Raw genomic sequence first — 14,462 nt, 5'->3', positions numbered from 1 at the left:
GCGCGTCTCCTCAGTCGGTGTGGATGATCAGGTTGTAAACATCGCGCAGATCCATGTCGTCGATCACCTCACCCAGCGGTTCGGCCACCATCGCCTGCATGCGCTCGCGGTCCATCGGGTAGAACGTCGCGCCTTCCGCCCTGAGCTTTTCCCGGGACTCCCGGTCCAGACGAATCTGCAAATCGCGAGCGTACTGCTCGCTCTCGCTGGCTGCCGCCTGCACCGCGCGCTGCTGCTCGGAGGACAGCGACTCCCAGGTCTGCGCCGAGACGGTCAGCAAACGCACGGTGATGTCGTGCTCGGAAAGTCCGATGTGCGATGCCACTTCGTGAAAGCGCATGCGATAAATCCACTCCGCTTCGTTGAGCAGCCCGTCGATGGCGCCGAGCTGCAGCCCGGTATAGATCTCCTGATACGCCAGTACCGTGGGCCGGGTGCCCAGCGCCGCCCAGGCGGTCACGACCGGGCGGGTCGGGTTGGTGCGAAGCTTCATGCCCTTCAGGTCATCAAGGCTTTCCAGCGGCCGGGTACTGACGATCTGGCGGGTACTGCCGCCGTAGTAGGCCAGCACCTTCACGCCGGTTTCGTCCTCGATGCGCCGGGCAATCTCGCGGCCGGCCTCGCCGTCGAGCACGTGCGCCCAGTGGTCGATATCGCGGTAGAGAAACGGGATCGAGAAGATGCTGGCGGTGTGGGAAAGCTCCGAGATCAGCCCGGGATTGACGATCGAGAAATCCAGCGCCCCGGCGGTCTGCTGCTCGAACATCTCGGTTTCATGGCCCAGCACCGAGTTGCTGTAGAGGCTGACGGTCAGTTCGCCGTCGCTCTTTTCCTTCAGCAGCTCACCAAAGCGCTCGGCGCTGGCGTGATAGGCGGTCTCCTCGGTGGCGCCGTGACCAAAGATCAGCTCGCGCGCGCCGGCCGAGGCGGGGGCCAGCACCGACAGGGCCGGCATCGTGATCGCCAGCAGCAGCGGCAGGCTGCGGCGCAGCGTGGGCAGACAAAAGGTCATGACGGCTCCCGTGAACGGTGAAGGCAGTGGTCGGCGCTGGCGCGCAGGTGCAGCGAGGTGTCCAGCACCAGGCGCTGCGGCTCGCCGCCGGGGTGATCAAGGCACGCCAGCGCCAGTTCGGCGGCGGCACTACCGATGGCGTGGGGGTGGGTGGCAATGCTGCTCAGCGCCGGTTCGCTGAGCGCCGCTTCATCGCTGTCGTCGATGCCGATGACCGCGCAGTCGACGCCCGGCGTCAGGCCCAGACGGGCCAGTGCCAGCAGGGCGCCCAGTGCCATCAGATCGTTGTGACAGATCAGCGCGGTGGGCGGTGTGGCCTCACTCATGATCTCCAGGGTGCGCTCGAGCCCGGCGCGGCGGGTCAGCTCTCCGCGCCCCGTGCGGATATCCGGGACCAGCCCCGCGTCCTCCATGGCGGCCTGGAAGCCTGCCATGCGGTCGCGGTCGGCGGAGCTGTGCCCCGGGCCGGTCAGCAGGGCGATGTGGCGATGGCCCTGGCCGGCCAGATGGGTCACGGCGCGAATCATGCCGGCGCGAATGTCGGCGCCGACATAGTGGCCGCGGGGAGACGCGCCGACGTGGCGCATCACTTCGATGCAGGGCAGGCCCCAGCGCTCGAGGGTGTCGAGCAGGGTCTCCGGGGTGTTCTCGGCCGGGCAGAGCAGCAGGGCATCAATGCGCTGCTCGCGCAGGCGATTGATCAGGCGCTGCTGGCGCTCGGGGCTGTCACCGGTGCTGGCCAGAAACGAGACGTAGTCGGCGTTTTGAAGGGTCTCGTCGATGCCGGCCACCATGGCGCCGAAAAAGGGGTTGGCGATGTCGTGCACCACCACGCCGATGGTATGGGTGCGGGCGCTGCGCAGGGTGGCGGCGCCGCGGTTATAGACATAGCCCAGCGTCCTGACGGCGGCCATCACTCGTTCACGGGTGCTTTTGGCCACCAGCGGGCTCTCCTGAAGCACCAGCGAGACGGTCGAGCGCGACACGCCGGCGTGTGCGGCCAGATCCTTGAGTGTGACGGGCTTGCCTGACGGGGGCATGGGAGTGTCCTGCCGAGTGAGCGTTTTGGATCGATCCAAATACGTCCGACAGGCTAGCGCTGGATCATGGGCAACGCCTATTGCGCTTTAGTGCTACGACCTCGGTCCAGGAGCGAGCCGGGCGGCGTCGGGGCAAACGTCACGCGGGCCAGTGTGCCGCCGTCCGGGGCTTCATGCAGAGAGATGCTCGCCCCCAGCGCCGTACAGATCTGGCGGGCGATCGCCAGACCCAGGCCGGTGCCGCTGATGGCGCGGTCGGCCTCCTCGGTCGGCGGCGCCTCTCGGCGGGCCCGGTAGAAGCGCTCGAAGACCCGCTCGCGCTCGGCTTCGGGAATACCGGGGCCATCGTCCTCGACCTCGATGACGGCGCCGGTCAGCACGCGCACCGTGATGTGGCCGCCGGCGGGGGTATAGGCCTGGGCGTTGCCGATCAGGATCGCCAGCAATTCGTTGATCAAGGCGCTGTCGGCGTGAACGCTTACCGGCTGCGGCGCCTCGAGCGCCAGGGTCAGGCCGCGCTGCCAGGCCAGCGACACCATGCTCATGCAGAAATCCCGCGCCGTGTCGGTCAGATCCAGCGGGGCGAACTCGCGCCGGCGGATATCGTTTTCCACCCGCGCCAGCGAGAGCAGCCGATTGGCCAAAAGCGTCAGCGCTTCCAGATCGCGCTGAGCGCTTTCAAGCGTTTCGCGCAGTGCGTCGGTCTCCTGCGTCTGCGTGCCCAGCTCCAGCCGGGCACGCAGGGCAAACAGGGGCGTTCGAAGCTCGTGGGCGGCATCGGCCACAAAGGTGCGCTGGGCGCGCAGGGTGTCGTCCAGGCGCTCGGTGAGGTGGTTGATGGCATCGATCAGCCCGCGCACCTCGCGCTGGACGTTGTCGGTCGGCAGCGGTTCGAGATTGTCCGGCGAGCGGCTGGCCACCATGTCGGTGATGCGCCGCAGCGGGCGCAGGGCCGCATCGATGGCCAGCATGAAAAGCAAAAAGGCGCCGATGGCAAACAGTGTCAGGCGCATCAGCGAATCTGCCAGCAGCTCGCGCATCAGCTGGGCATGGATGTCGCGATGCTCGGCCACCCGCACCTCGACCATGCCCTGATAGCCCGGCTGGCTGACCGGCACCAGCAAGGAGACCACGCGCACATCGCGCCCGCCGTAGGTGGCGTCATAAAAGCGCGCCAGCGACGGATAGCGGCTGGTCATCTCACTCGAGGCCGGCGGGGCGGGCAGGTCATCAAAGCCCGCGATCGAGCCCTGCTCCGGGGTGATGACCTGATAAAAGGCGCTGCCGCCGCTGTCGAGCGAAAACGGGTCGAGCACGGCGCGCGAGATCCTCGCCTGCAGCTGGCCCTCCCGGACGGTCAGCGACTCGCCCAGCACCCGGGCGGCGATCAAAAGCGGCCGGTCGTAGGCGCTGCTCGCCACCCGCCAGGCATCCAGCCAGGCGCCACCCACGCCGATGCCGATCAGCAGCAGAAGTGCCGCGCCGATGCGCCGGGTCAGGCGCCCGCGCAGGCTGCGCGGCGAAAGGCTCGCCTTCACGCCACAGGGCCCGGGGCATCAAGGGTCTGGGCTTCAAGCTGATAGCCCAGACCGCGAAAGGTGACGATGCGCACGTCGCTGCCCTCCAGCTTGCGCCGCAGCCGTGAGACATAGACCTCGATGGCCTCGAACGAGCTGTCCTCTTCCATCGAGAACATCTGAGCGGCCAGATGCTCCTTGCTGACCGTACGGCCCATCCGCGCCATCAGGGCCTCTAAAAGCGCCAGCTCGCGTGGGGGCAGGGTCAGCGGCTGGTCCTGCAGGGCGAAGCTGCGCGCGCCGAGATCAAAGGCCAGTGCGCCGCAGCGATGGATCTGCTGGCCGTCGTGGCGGGTGCGGCGGATCAGGGCGTTGATGCGTGCCTGAAGTTCGGACAGCGAGAAGGGCTTGATCAGGTAGTCGTCCGCGCCCAGGTTGAGCCCCTTCACGCGGTCGTTGATGCTGCCGCGGGCGGTCAGAAGCATCACCGGCAGGCGCGTGTCGCGCTTTCGCAGCCAGCTTAAAAGGGCAAAGCCGTCCATCTCCGGCAGGCCGATATCCAGCAGCAGCAGGGCGTAGCTTTCGGTCTCCAGCGCCGTGCGCGCCGACAGCCCGTCATGCATGACGTCCACCCGCCAGCCGGCCTCTTCCAGCGAGCGCCGGATACTGTCTGCCAGCGAGGGGTGGTCTTCGACCAATAGCGTACGCATTGCCGCTCCCGTGAAAGGTTGCTGAAAGCCTGCCGGACTATCGTGCCAGCAGGCGAAGCCCGGACCCATCGGTGCCGTGTCGGCCCCGGGTGAGGGCCGCCGGGACAGTATGCACGGCGAACAGTCGGTGACCAACGCAGCAACCATGACGCGCTGCGACGCCGTCAGCGTTCGGGACTTTGCAGGCCACACAGCACTTGCAGACCACACAATAACAGCGCCGGGCAGCTCGCCGGGCCGACGTGAGGAACATCCGACATGACAATGACACGACGTACTTTCGGCAAGGGTCGCATGGCAGCCGTGGCGCTGATGGGCGCTCTGAGTCTGGGCGCAGCGGTTCAGGCCATGGCCGCGGAAGAGCCCCGGCGGCCCGAGTGTATCGCGCCTGCGGCCCCCGGCGGCGGGTTTGACCTGACCTGCAAGCTGGCCCAGAGCGCGCTGGTGCAGGAAAACATTCTCTCCTCGCCGATGCGTGTCACCTACATGCCCGGTGGCGTCGGCGCGGTGGCCTACAACACGGTGGTCGCCCAGCGCCCGTCGGATGCCAACGCCATCGTTGCCTGGTCCAGCGGCTCGCTGTTGAACCTCTCTCAGGGCAAGTTCGGTCGCTTTGACGAAAGTGCGGTGCGCTGGCTGGCCGCCGTGGGCACCAGCTATGGCGCCGTTGCCGTGCGGGCGGATTCTCCCTACAAAAATCTGGATGATTTGGTGCAGGCTCTGCGCAAGGACCCCAGCAAGGTCGTGATCGGCGCCGGTGGTTCGGTGGGCGGTCAGGACTGGATGCAGACCGCCCTGCTGGCGAAGGCGGCCGGCATTGATCCGCAGAAGATGCGCTATGTCGCGATGGAAGGCGGCGGCGAGCTGGCGACCTCTCTTCTGGGCGGGCATATCCAGGTCGCCAGTACCGATATCGCCGACTCCGTGCCCCACGTTGAAAGCGGCGACATGCGCATTCTGGCGGTGTTCTCCGAAGAACGTTTGCCGGGTGACGTGACCGGGGAGATTCCCACCGCCATCGAGCAGGGTTACGACGTGGAGTGGCCGGTCATCCGCGGTTTCTACGTCGGACCGGAAGTCAGCGATGAGGCCTACAACTGGTGGAAGGATGCCTTCGACAAGCTGCTGGCCTCCGAGGACTTCGCCCAGCTGCGCGAAAGCCGTGAACTCTACCCCTTCTCCATGACCGGTGATGAGCTCAACGACTACGTCACCAAACGCGTCGGTGAGTACCGCGAGCTGGCCGGTCAGTTCGGTCTGATCCAGTAACTTCGATACCGGCGCAGGGGCGCTCCTGGGGCCCCTGCGCTGCTGGCCGTTCGTCCGGAGCCTGCCATGATCTACCAACGACTCTTTCTGGTGGCACTGCTGGTCGTCTACGCAGTGCTGGCCTACGCCGCGACCACCTATGAAGCGCCCTTTTCCTACGAGCCGGTCGGGCCGCGCGCCTTCCCGCTGCTGCTGCTGATCCTGCTGGCAGCCGGCACGGTCTATCTGATGATTCGCCCCGGACAGATGGCCGAGGAAAACGCCGACACCCCTCTGACCGGCCAGGTGCTGGGCCGGCTGGTGCTGTGTGTGCTGGCGCTGGCGCTGTTTGCGTTTTTCTTCGAAAAACTCGGCTTTATCGTCTCGGCCTTTCTCTTCGCCATCGCCATGTGCCGGCTCTACAACGGCGGCTGGGTGACCAGTGTCATCACGGGCGCTGTCATGTCGGTGGCCTTTTACATGCTGTTTGATCGAGTGCTGGACGTGCCGCTGCCGCTGGGCGTGCTGTCAGGACTGGGAGTCTGAACCATGGAAACACTGGGTTATCTGGGCCAGGGGTTTGGCGTGGCAACCACGCCGCTGAATCTATTCACGGCCCTGTGCGGCACGCTGATCGGCACCGTGGTGGGGCTTTTGCCGGGACTGGGGCCGATCAACGGCGTGGCGCTTTTGATTCCGATCGCCTTTGCGCTGGGCCTGCCACCGGAGACCTCGCTGATCCTGCTGGCGGCGGTTTATCTGGGCTGCGAGTACGGCGGACGCATCTCGTCGATTCTCTTGAACATTCCCGGTGAGGCCTCGGCGGTCATGACCGCGCTGGACGGCCACCCGCTGGCGCGACAGGGCAAGGGCGGCATTGCGCTGTCGATCTCGGCGGCCGGCTCCTTTACCGGCGGGCTGATCGCGACCATCGGCGTGACCATCTTTGCCCCGCTGCTGGCGAAGTGGGCGGTGGCGTTCGGCCCGGCCGAATACTTCGTGATGATGGTGTTTGCCATTACCTGTCTGGCGGGCATGGCCGGCAACAAGCCGATGAAAACCGCCGTGGCCTCGCTGATCGGGCTGCTGCTGGCCTGCGTGGGGATCGATGCCAACAGCGGCGTTTATCGCTTCACCTTCGGCAGTCTCGGTCTTGCCGACGGCATTCAGTTTGTGGTGCTGGTGCTGGGGCTTTTCAGCATCAGCGAGATTCTGGTGCTGCTCGAGCGCACCTATTACGGCCAGAGCGCGCTCAAGACCAGCGGTCGCATGATGTTCAACATGAAAGAGGCGATGCTGGTCAAGTGGACGGTGCTGCGCAGCGGCGTGGTGGGCTTTTTCATGGGGATCCTGCCGGGCGCCGGAGCGACCATGGCCAGTGCCGTGGCCTACATGAGCGAAAAGCGCATGGCCACGAAGGACAACCGCTTTGGCAACGGTGACCTGCGCGGGCTGGCCGCACCCGAAACCGCCAACAGCGCCGCGGCCTGTGGCTCGATGGTGCCGATGTTGACCCTGGGCGTGCCGGGGTCGGGCACCACGGCGGTGATGCTCGGGGCGCTGACCCTTTACAACATCACGCCCGGGCCGATGCTGTTTCAGACCGACCCGCAGCTGGTGTGGGGCCTGATCGCTTCGCTGTTTATTGCCAACGTCATGCTGGTGGTGATGAACATTCCACTGATTCGCGTGTTCACCAAGATTCTGGCCGTGCCCTACTGGGCGCTGGTGCCGGGGATTGCGATCGTCACCGCCATCGGTGTCTACGGCGTGCATGCCACCACCTTCGATCTGTTTCTGATGATCGTGATCGGCGTGGTGGGCTACATCCTGCGCAAGTTCGACTTTCCGCTCTCTGCCGTGCTGCTGGGCTTTATCCTGGGCGGCATCATGGAGCAGAACCTGCGTCGGGCGCTGTCGATCTCCAACGGCGAGCTCTCGATTCTGTGGTCGAGCCCGATCACCTGGGGCGGCTGGGCGCTGGTGGTACTGATGCTGGTGCTGCCGATGTATCGCGGCTGGCGTCGCCGTCGTGCCGCGGTGCCGGCCAACCCCTGAGCCCGATTGCCGTTCACGTGGATTGTCGCTCACGCAAAAGGCCCGCCATTGGCGGGCCTTTTTTATGCGGCCTTTTATGGAGCAGCCGGGACTATCGGGCCCCGGACCCGGTGAAGATGGTGCGAATGGTGCGGATCACGACCAGCAGGTCCATCCAGAACGAGAAGTTGCGAATGTAGTAGAAGTCATACTCGAGCTTGGTGCGCGAGCCTTCGACTTCCGAGGCGTAGCCCTGCTCGACCTGGGCCCAGCCCGAGATGCCGGGTCGGACCACGTGACGATAGCGAAAGAATGGGATATCGCGCTCATAGGCCTCGGTCAGTGCCGGGGTCTCCGGGCGCGGGCCGATCAGGCTCATCTCGCCCTTGAGTACGTTGAAAAGCTGCGGCAGCTCATCGATACGGTACTTGCGCAAATACTTGCCGACCTTGGTGATGCGCGGGTCTTCGCCTTCCTGAGTGGGACGAACATCGTCAGGGTTCACGTACATGCTGCGCATCTTGTAGACGTCGAACTCCTCGCCCTGAAAGCCTGAACGGCGTTGGCGAAACAGGATCGGGCCCGGGTCGTCGCGCTTGATCATGATCGCGGCCACGCCCATCAGCGGCAGCGCCGCCGGCAGCATCAAAAGCACCGCGGCGATATCGGCCAGGCGCTTGAGCAGTTCATAGCCGGTTCTGGGCATCAGGGAGCCGTAGCGATTGCCGTGGATCTGATCCAGCCCGATGCGGCCGGTGCTGGCCTCGCCGAAGCGGCGTGCATCGTAGACCGGAATACGCATGATGGTGCAGTCGGCCAGAAAGCGCTGCCATTCGTCGCTCAGGTCGCAGGAGAGATCCACGATCACGCCATCGACGCGCAGATTCTCAAGGTCCGGGCCGCTCAACCAGCGCTGATCGATGTCCTGATGGCCGAACCACTCTCCGATATTGCCCAGCGGCACCAGCGCCATCTTGCGACGGCGGTAGCGCCGCGCCACCCGATACCCCACCCAGCCGCACAGCAGTGCGAGCAGACCTGACATCAAAAGCTGCCCCATATGGAAGGGAATGGCCAGCAGCTCCAGTACCATCAGTATGAGCAGGTAAACGGCCGTCACCACCGCAAGGACATACATGCAGGGGTCGGTGCCCGGATGGCGGGAGAGCTGATGCACGGTACGAAACGCCACCATATAGGCGATGGCGCTGGCCAGCAGGGCAGTATTGGCGCCGTCATGCTCTATTGTCGAAGTGAACCAGCCCCATCCCCACAAGGCCGGCAGCAGGGAGGTCAGCACCAGGCCAAGTAGATAATGAAACCGAAAGCTCAAGAGAATGCGCTCATACCACAGCGAGTGCCGGTGATTGCTGCGCACCGGTCGTGTCGTCATTTCCATGACCTGTTCCTGAATGGATATCTTTTATTGATTAATAACGGTTTTTCAAGGCATCAGACGACTTTACGGCGACAGGGGAGCCGGTCCGTCAGCGACATTTTATTCTGATGTGGGGAGTAACATCGTTTTATTTGACAGGATTATCTATGCAATATTGTGCATTGATAAATATGTTGAGGATTATTACTTTTTTAAGTGGTTAAAATGCTTCCGGGTATTAGAGGCTGTGAAAATAAAAGTCTGACGTTCGTTGTTCATGCAGGAGCAGGTCATCTGATGAGGCCTCTTATGGGCTGACAGCCTTTCGGAACACTGTCCAAAAGTACCTTTAACGCGGGCCAGGACTGAGCGCGCGGGCATTTTGGCGTGCTTACATTTCGTTACTCCAAATAGACCTTTGGGTAATCTCGTTACCTGCAGATGTCAGGCATGATGAATGTGTCGATTAGATGACGCGAACTGAATATCGGACGATATTTGTTGTATCCGATAAATATCGAGTTGCTGATTTCAGTTATATATCCTTGTGGCCTTTAGTGTATAAAAATAATGGCTTCGTTGTCTGGCCCTTGAATAATAACAGTTGATAAAAGTGGCCTGACCCTCATTGAATATCGTGATTATCGCGATCAGGGAGTAACGTCATGGGAATTCTGATTGTTTATCTTGTAGTGACAGCACTGGCCGTCCTTGCCGTTTTCTCCGCCATGGGCGTTTCGGCCAATAGTGGTCATTTCATGGAAAGCGCTCCTGTCGCCGAGGATGAGCCCCGGCCGCAGCACTCGTAGTCATCTACAGTTGCGTGGCGCTTTACAGGCGCTTTCAACACCCGGCCACGTGCCGGGTGTTGTGCTATTCGGCCAATGTATCCGACCCGTGTGCCGGGGAGCTCAGGCGTTTGCCGAGGCGTGAGTCGGCAGCCACTTGAGCACGCGCTGAATCTGGCGGTCCCAGTAGCGCCACTGATGATCGCCGGGGCCGTCATGCCACTCCAGCGCAAGCGCGCTCTGCTGTGCGGCTTCCTTGAAGCGAAGATTGTCTTCGTAGAGAAAGTCTTCCCGCCCACACCACTGAAACAGCGCCGGCTGACAGGGCTGCGGCGTGCGATAGCGTGTCAGCAGGGCAAAAAGATCATCGTCGGTGCCGGCCGGATTCCGGTCAAAGATCAGCGGATACTCCGGCGGCGGCGTGTCGCGCTGGCCTACCGCCACGATATCCAGCGACCCGGAAAGGCTGGCCGCTGCGGCAAAGCGCTCGGGCTCGCGCAATGCCCACTTGAAGGCGCCATAGCCGCCCATCGATAGCCCCGCGACAAACGTCTCCTCCCGGCGTGTCGAGATGGGAAAGAGCCGCTCGCTGATCACCGGCAGCTCCTCGCTCAGAAAACGATACCAGGCCGGGCCAAAGGCCATGTCGGTGTAATAGCTTCGTCCCACCTGCGGCATGATCACGGCAATGCCGTAACTCTCGGCGTAGCGCTCGATGGCACTAAAGCGCTGCCAGGCGCTATCATCTTCTGACAGCCCATGCAGCAGATAAAGCACCGGCGACGGCGCTTTGGCATGCTCGGGAACAATGGCGTTGAGAGAGAGCGTCACGTCGAGTATCTGCGAGGCGAAGCGGCAGGTCAGCTGTGCCATGATGGGCTCCGGCGGTCATGTCATGTGAACGTATAAAGGTGGCGAGCAGCGCCCTGTCGGCAGACGTTATCCCTTGATCAGCGTGCGATATTCGCTGGTGCCTGTCACGTCGGTGCGCTTTCTTTCATGAGTAGAACGAGTCCCCATGGCCGCCAGCAGAAAAGTCACCATTGCCGACATTGCCCGTCATGTCGGGATGACCAATATCACGGTCTCGCGTGCGCTCAACAAGCCCGAGCTGGTCAGGCCGGCCACGCGCGAGCGCATCGAGCAGGCCGCCCTTGAACTGGGCTACGTGCCCAACGCCTTTGCCCGCGGTCTCAAGCGCAGCGACAGCCGCCTGATCGGCGTGGTCACGGCAAGCCTGGATAACCCCTTCTACGCCGAGATGATCAAGGCGATCTCGCGTCACGCCAAGCAGCATGACTACGCCATCATGCTCTTTGATACCGACAGCGACCCGCGTCTCGAGTCCACCGCCATCGACACGCTGTTGAGCTATCAGGCCGCCGGGCTGATTCTCTCCCCGGTCTCCGATGAGCCCGACTATCAGCCCGACTATCTGGTCCGACTCAAGGCCAGCGATATCGCCGTGGTTCAGCTCGATCGAACCCTCCATGACAGCGGCTTCAGCGCCGTGGTGCTGGACAATCTCTGGGCCGGCGAGCGCGTGGCGCACTATCTGCTGGAGGAGGCACTGATAGCCCAGCGTCGCACCGAGCGGGATCGCCTGCTGGTGGTGGCCGGCCCCGAGCGCTCGCGCATCACGTGTGAGCGCCTCGAGGGCGTGCGGGAAGCCTTGAGCGCTCAGGCCGGCGAGGTCACCATCGATGTGCTGTGGGGCGACTACACCCTGGCACCGGCCGTAACGCAGGTACGCGACTATCTCGGCCGCCACGGCGTACCGCGGGCCATTTTCGGGCTCAATCAACTGATCACCCTGGGCGCGCTCAAGGCGCTGCGGGAAGCCGGTATCGGTCGCGATCAGACCTGCGTGGTCGGCATTGACCGGCTGCCCTATCTGGAAATTTTCGATATCACCGTGCCGTGCGTGGTGCACGACGGCTACCGCGCCGGTGCTCAGGCCCTCGAGCAGCTGCTGGTACAGATGCGCGACCCGCAGGCAGAGGTGTGTACGCTGACCGTGCGTGGTGAACTGGTGACGTAAAATGCATCCGCCTGCTGATGATGGAGCTATCGACCGCGCACCGGCATGTCGTTGGAGATTCGGTTTTCAAAACGGATGAAAGTGCCATCATTGTGAATATCGCAATGTGGAAAATTCATCTTCCAACGAGCACTGCCATGATCATTTCCGCGTCTACCGACTATCGCCGCGCTGCAAAGCGCCGGCTGCCGCCCTTTCTCTTTCACTACGCCGATGGTGGCTCCTACGCCGAGCACACGCTTGAGCGCAATGTCAGCGATCTGGCCGATATCGCCCTGCGCCAGCGGGTGTTGACTGACATGTCGGAGCTGTCGCTTGAGACCGAGCTGTTCGGTCAGACGCTGCCCATGCCGGTCGCGCTGGGCCCGGTGGGGTTGACGGGGATGTATGCCAGAAGAGGCGAGGTGCAGGCCGCGCGCGCTGCCGAGTCGAAGGGCGTGCCCTTTACCCTGTCGACGGTCTCGGTTTGTCCGATCGAGGAGGTGGCCCGCGCGACCGACCAGGCCATGTGGTTTCAGCTCTACGTGTTGAAGGACCGCGGCTTCATGCAACATGTGTTGGAGAAAGCATGGGCGGCAGGCGTTCGCACGCTGGTCTTCACGGTGGACATGCCCACCCCCGGCGCGCGCTATCGCGACGCTCACTCCGGCATGAGCGGACCCTTTGCCGCGCAAAGGCGCATGTTTCAGGCGGTGACGCACCCGCAGTGGAGCTGGGATGTCGGTATTAACGGTCGCCCGCACGATCTGGGCAACATCTCCGAATACCGCGGTCAGGTGACGGGGCTTGAGGACTACATCGGCTGGTTAAGCAAGAATTTCGACCCGGCGATCTCGTGGAAGGATCTGGAGTGGATCCGCGATTTCTGGAAGGGAAGCATGATCATCAAGGGCATTCTCGACCCGGAGGATGCCCGCGATGCGGTGCGCTTCGGCGCCGACGGCATCGTGGTGTCCAACCATGGCGGGCGCCAGCTCGATGGCGTGCTCTCGAGCGCCCGGGCGCTGCCGCCGATCGCTGATGCCGTCAGCGGCGATCTCAAGGTGCTGGCGGATTCCGGCGTGCGTAACGGGCTGGACGTCGTGCGCATGATTGCCCTGGGGGCGGACGCCGTGCTGCTCGGACGCTCATGGATCTTTGCCCTGGCCGCCGCAGGCGAGGCGGGTGTGACCAATCTGCTTGAGCTGTTCGAAAAGGAGATGCGGGTGGCAATGACCCTGACCAGCAAGCGCTCGATCGAGGAGATCGACGAAAACGCCCTGGCCAGCGCACTGGAGACGCTCAGGCAGTAGGGCGTCTCAATGCATACAGCCGGCTAGTCCCTGCTGGGGCTCGAGCGTTGGGGCTTTTTTTGCGGGTCTTGTGCATCACGCTCACCGTCGCACCTTTCATCGTCGTTTTGATCACCCTCGTCCTTTTCAGGGTCTTTGGGGTCCTCGTTGTCATTGTTGCTGTCGCGCTGTTCCTGAAGGCGTTTCTGGCGAAGCTGCTGGCGATAGCCATAGGTGGCGTTTCGCACGGTGTCGTCACTTTCAAGCCCGGACCCCAGCGCACCGCCGACGGTTGCCAGCGAGGCGGCGAGCCATCCGAGCGCGGCAAACTCAAGTGCGCCGACTTCATGGCCAAGCGTTTGCCCCATGACCGCCGATGGCACAAAAAGAAAGGCCGTGGCAAAGAACAATAGCGTCAGCAGAAGGTAATAAAACAGCACCCCGATACTCAGCGTGCTGACCGTGGCGATATTGTAAAGATTGGCGTTGGAAAACGCGTCCTTGTGGCGCACCGGCTCCCACAGGCCGTGATCGATCATGATCCATATCACCATGGCGAACATGGAAAGCAGCATCAGGATCAAAAAACGCCATGGCTCGTAGCTGTCGGCCAGTCGCCACATCGAGTTAAAAATCATCCCGTAGGCGCCGGTCGCGAAGGCGGCGGCACCGATGCGGCGAAAGGCCGGGAAAATCGACCATGGACGATTGGCCCGGACCATGCCGCCGATCAGCTTGAAATAGCCGGGCACTTTGAAGCGGGCGATGAAGCGCACGTCGAGGTCGCTGTTTTTCTGACAGATGTCGCATCTAACAAAGGGTGCCACCCATTCAGACAGCCGCCGTTTGACCAGCCGCTCGGCTTCCTTGCGCTGGCCCCGCCGAGTTTTATCGTGGTACTGGCAGTAGGTGCTTCGCCCTTCCGGAGAGCTACCGAAGTGCAGCTCGCTGACCAGCTGAATAATTGCCTCTTCCACGCGTCGGGCGATCGGTGACGCCCCCAGTGCCGGTTGAGACAGAATTGCTACCCCGCGGTTGCCGCTGGCACTGGCCGCCAATGGCTTGCCACTGTGAAACAGGGGCAGGTCCGTCAAACACACCACGTAGGTCCAGCCGTGCTCACGCTTGAAGCGTTCGGCTTCATTCAGGATGTCATCAGCGTCCTCGTCGGTGCCAACCATCGGGTCGGTAACGGTCTCGATACGCCAGTCGTTATCGCTGGCGACCTGGCGTGAGAGTCGCTCGTTCAGGCGCTCCCGAATTTTTTCGACGATACGCGTGGGCAGTTCCGGTGCGGGTAAAATGCCCAGTACCCAGCAGGAGCGCTCTTGTTCCCGGGTGGTCTCATGCCTGGCTGTCATGTGTAGAGTAATCTTCGCTGAGGTGATGACACGGTGATGGTAATCGCTGGACGAATGAA

Annotated in this window: 13 protein-coding genes; 6 read left to right on the top strand and 7 right to left on the bottom strand. The window is 63.0% G+C overall.

The genetic code is table 11. The annotated features are described in order from the left end of the window. Positions 1-10: 10 nt before the first annotated feature. The 4 genes from C8D72_RS14595 to C8D72_RS14580 all read right to left on the bottom strand — a co-directional run bounded on the left by C8D72_RS14595 (position 11) and on the right by C8D72_RS14580 (position 4,279). Positions 11-1,012, bottom strand: a complete 1,002-nt coding sequence (locus tag C8D72_RS14595) for a TRAP transporter substrate-binding protein (RefSeq protein WP_115855189.1) — start codon at positions 1,010-1,012, stop codon at positions 11-13. Then, positions 1,009-2,052 carry a LacI family DNA-binding transcriptional regulator gene (locus C8D72_RS14590; RefSeq protein WP_115855188.1) on the bottom strand — a complete coding sequence of 348 codons (1,044 nt, stop codon included), beginning with the start codon at positions 2,050-2,052 and terminating at the stop codon, positions 1,009-1,011. Before C8D72_RS14590 ends, C8D72_RS14595 begins: the two co-directional genes overlap by 4 nt. A 77-nt stretch (positions 2,053-2,129) precedes the next feature. Beyond that, entirely contained in the window at positions 2,130-3,590 is a 1,461-nt protein-coding gene (locus C8D72_RS14585; protein WP_115855187.1) for a sensor histidine kinase, read from the bottom strand. Continuing rightward, positions 3,587-4,279, bottom strand: a complete 693-nt coding sequence (locus C8D72_RS14580; protein ID WP_115855186.1) for a response regulator — start codon at positions 4,277-4,279, stop codon at positions 3,587-3,589. Before C8D72_RS14580 ends, C8D72_RS14585 begins: the two co-directional genes overlap by 4 nt. Before the next feature lie 258 nt (positions 4,280-4,537). On the opposite strand from C8D72_RS14580, the gene C8D72_RS14575 reads away from it, so the two are divergent. The 3 genes from C8D72_RS14575 (at position 4,538) to C8D72_RS14565 (ending at position 7,585) form a co-directional block, all read left to right on the top strand. After that, on the top strand, positions 4,538-5,548 hold the full coding sequence (locus tag C8D72_RS14575) for a Bug family tripartite tricarboxylate transporter substrate binding protein (RefSeq protein ID WP_245955284.1): 1,011 nt from the start codon (positions 4,538-4,540) through the stop codon (positions 5,546-5,548). Between the two features lie 66 nt (positions 5,549-5,614). Continuing rightward, the gene (locus tag C8D72_RS14570; protein ID WP_115855185.1) at positions 5,615-6,073 is read left to right on the top strand and encodes a tripartite tricarboxylate transporter TctB family protein; all 459 of its coding nucleotides are present in this window, start codon (positions 5,615-5,617) and stop codon (positions 6,071-6,073) included. 3 nt (positions 6,074-6,076) lie between these two features. Further along, positions 6,077-7,585, top strand: a complete 1,509-nt coding sequence (locus C8D72_RS14565) for a tripartite tricarboxylate transporter permease (RefSeq protein WP_115855184.1) — start codon at positions 6,077-6,079, stop codon at positions 7,583-7,585. Positions 7,586-7,676: 91 nt separating this feature from the next. On the opposite strand, the gene C8D72_RS14560 is transcribed toward C8D72_RS14565, so the two are convergent. After that, positions 7,677-8,963 (bottom strand): exopolysaccharide biosynthesis polyprenyl glycosylphosphotransferase, encoded by a 1,287-nt coding sequence (locus C8D72_RS14560; RefSeq protein ID WP_115855183.1) that lies wholly within the window; start codon positions 8,961-8,963, stop codon positions 7,677-7,679. A gap of 644 nt (positions 8,964-9,607) precedes the next feature. Between C8D72_RS14560 and C8D72_RS17550 the strand changes: the two genes are divergently transcribed. Beyond that, positions 9,608-9,751 (top strand): hypothetical protein, encoded by a 144-nt coding sequence (locus tag C8D72_RS17550; protein WP_170140618.1) that lies wholly within the window; start codon positions 9,608-9,610, stop codon positions 9,749-9,751. A gap of 102 nt (positions 9,752-9,853) precedes the next feature. Here the strand turns inward: C8D72_RS17550 and C8D72_RS14555 are convergent, their stop codons facing one another. Next, a complete protein-coding gene (locus C8D72_RS14555) occupies positions 9,854-10,603 on the bottom strand; it encodes an alpha/beta hydrolase (RefSeq protein ID WP_115855182.1) in 750 nt (249 codons plus the stop codon). A gap of 145 nt (positions 10,604-10,748) precedes the next feature. Here C8D72_RS14555 and C8D72_RS14550 point away from each other — a divergent pair, with 145 nt between their 5' ends. Continuing rightward, on the top strand, positions 10,749-11,771 hold the full coding sequence (locus C8D72_RS14550) for a LacI family DNA-binding transcriptional regulator (RefSeq protein ID WP_115855181.1): 1,023 nt from the start codon (positions 10,749-10,751) through the stop codon (positions 11,769-11,771). Positions 11,772-11,908: 137 nt separating this feature from the next. Beyond that, positions 11,909-13,063 carry an FMN-dependent L-lactate dehydrogenase LldD gene (gene lldD, locus C8D72_RS14545; protein WP_115855180.1) on the top strand — a complete coding sequence of 385 codons (1,155 nt, stop codon included), beginning with the start codon at positions 11,909-11,911 and terminating at the stop codon, positions 13,061-13,063. A gap of 23 nt (positions 13,064-13,086) precedes the next feature. Here the strand turns inward: lldD and C8D72_RS14540 are convergent, their stop codons facing one another. Further along, the gene (locus tag C8D72_RS14540) at positions 13,087-14,403 is read right to left on the bottom strand and encodes a hypothetical protein (protein ID WP_115855179.1); all 1,317 of its coding nucleotides are present in this window, start codon (positions 14,401-14,403) and stop codon (positions 13,087-13,089) included. Positions 14,404-14,462 lie beyond the last annotated feature (59 nt).

Source organism: Kushneria indalinina DSM 14324, from assembly GCF_003385845.1.
Taxonomy (GTDB): domain Bacteria; phylum Pseudomonadota; class Gammaproteobacteria; order Pseudomonadales; family Halomonadaceae; genus Kushneria; species Kushneria indalinina.
This window is presented reverse-complemented; position numbering and strand designations above follow the sequence as displayed.

Coding starts and splice junctions, on each gene's coding strand:
- C8D72_RS14555 (WP_115855182.1), bottom strand. CDS start 10,603: ATGGCACAGCTGACCTGCCGCTTCGCCTCGCAGATACTCGACGTGACG.
- C8D72_RS14580 (WP_115855186.1), bottom strand. CDS start 4,279: ATGCGTACGCTATTGGTCGAAGACCACCCCTCGCTGGCAGACAGTATC.
- C8D72_RS14570 (WP_115855185.1), top strand. CDS start 5,615: ATGATCTACCAACGACTCTTTCTGGTGGCACTGCTGGTCGTCTACGCA.
- C8D72_RS14565 (WP_115855184.1), top strand. CDS start 6,077: ATGGAAACACTGGGTTATCTGGGCCAGGGGTTTGGCGTGGCAACCACG.
- C8D72_RS17550 (WP_170140618.1), top strand. CDS start 9,608: ATGGGAATTCTGATTGTTTATCTTGTAGTGACAGCACTGGCCGTCCTT.
- C8D72_RS14550 (WP_115855181.1), top strand. CDS start 10,749: ATGGCCGCCAGCAGAAAAGTCACCATTGCCGACATTGCCCGTCATGTC.
- C8D72_RS14595 (WP_115855189.1), bottom strand. CDS start 1,012: ATGACCTTTTGTCTGCCCACGCTGCGCCGCAGCCTGCCGCTGCTGCTG.
- lldD (WP_115855180.1), top strand. CDS start 11,909: ATGATCATTTCCGCGTCTACCGACTATCGCCGCGCTGCAAAGCGCCGG.
- C8D72_RS14575 (WP_245955284.1), top strand. CDS start 4,538: ATGACAATGACACGACGTACTTTCGGCAAGGGTCGCATGGCAGCCGTG.
- C8D72_RS14590 (WP_115855188.1), bottom strand. CDS start 2,052: ATGCCCCCGTCAGGCAAGCCCGTCACACTCAAGGATCTGGCCGCACAC.
- C8D72_RS14540 (WP_115855179.1), bottom strand. CDS start 14,403: ATGACAGCCAGGCATGAGACCACCCGGGAACAAGAGCGCTCCTGCTGG.
- C8D72_RS14560 (WP_115855183.1), bottom strand. CDS start 8,963: ATGGAAATGACGACACGACCGGTGCGCAGCAATCACCGGCACTCGCTG.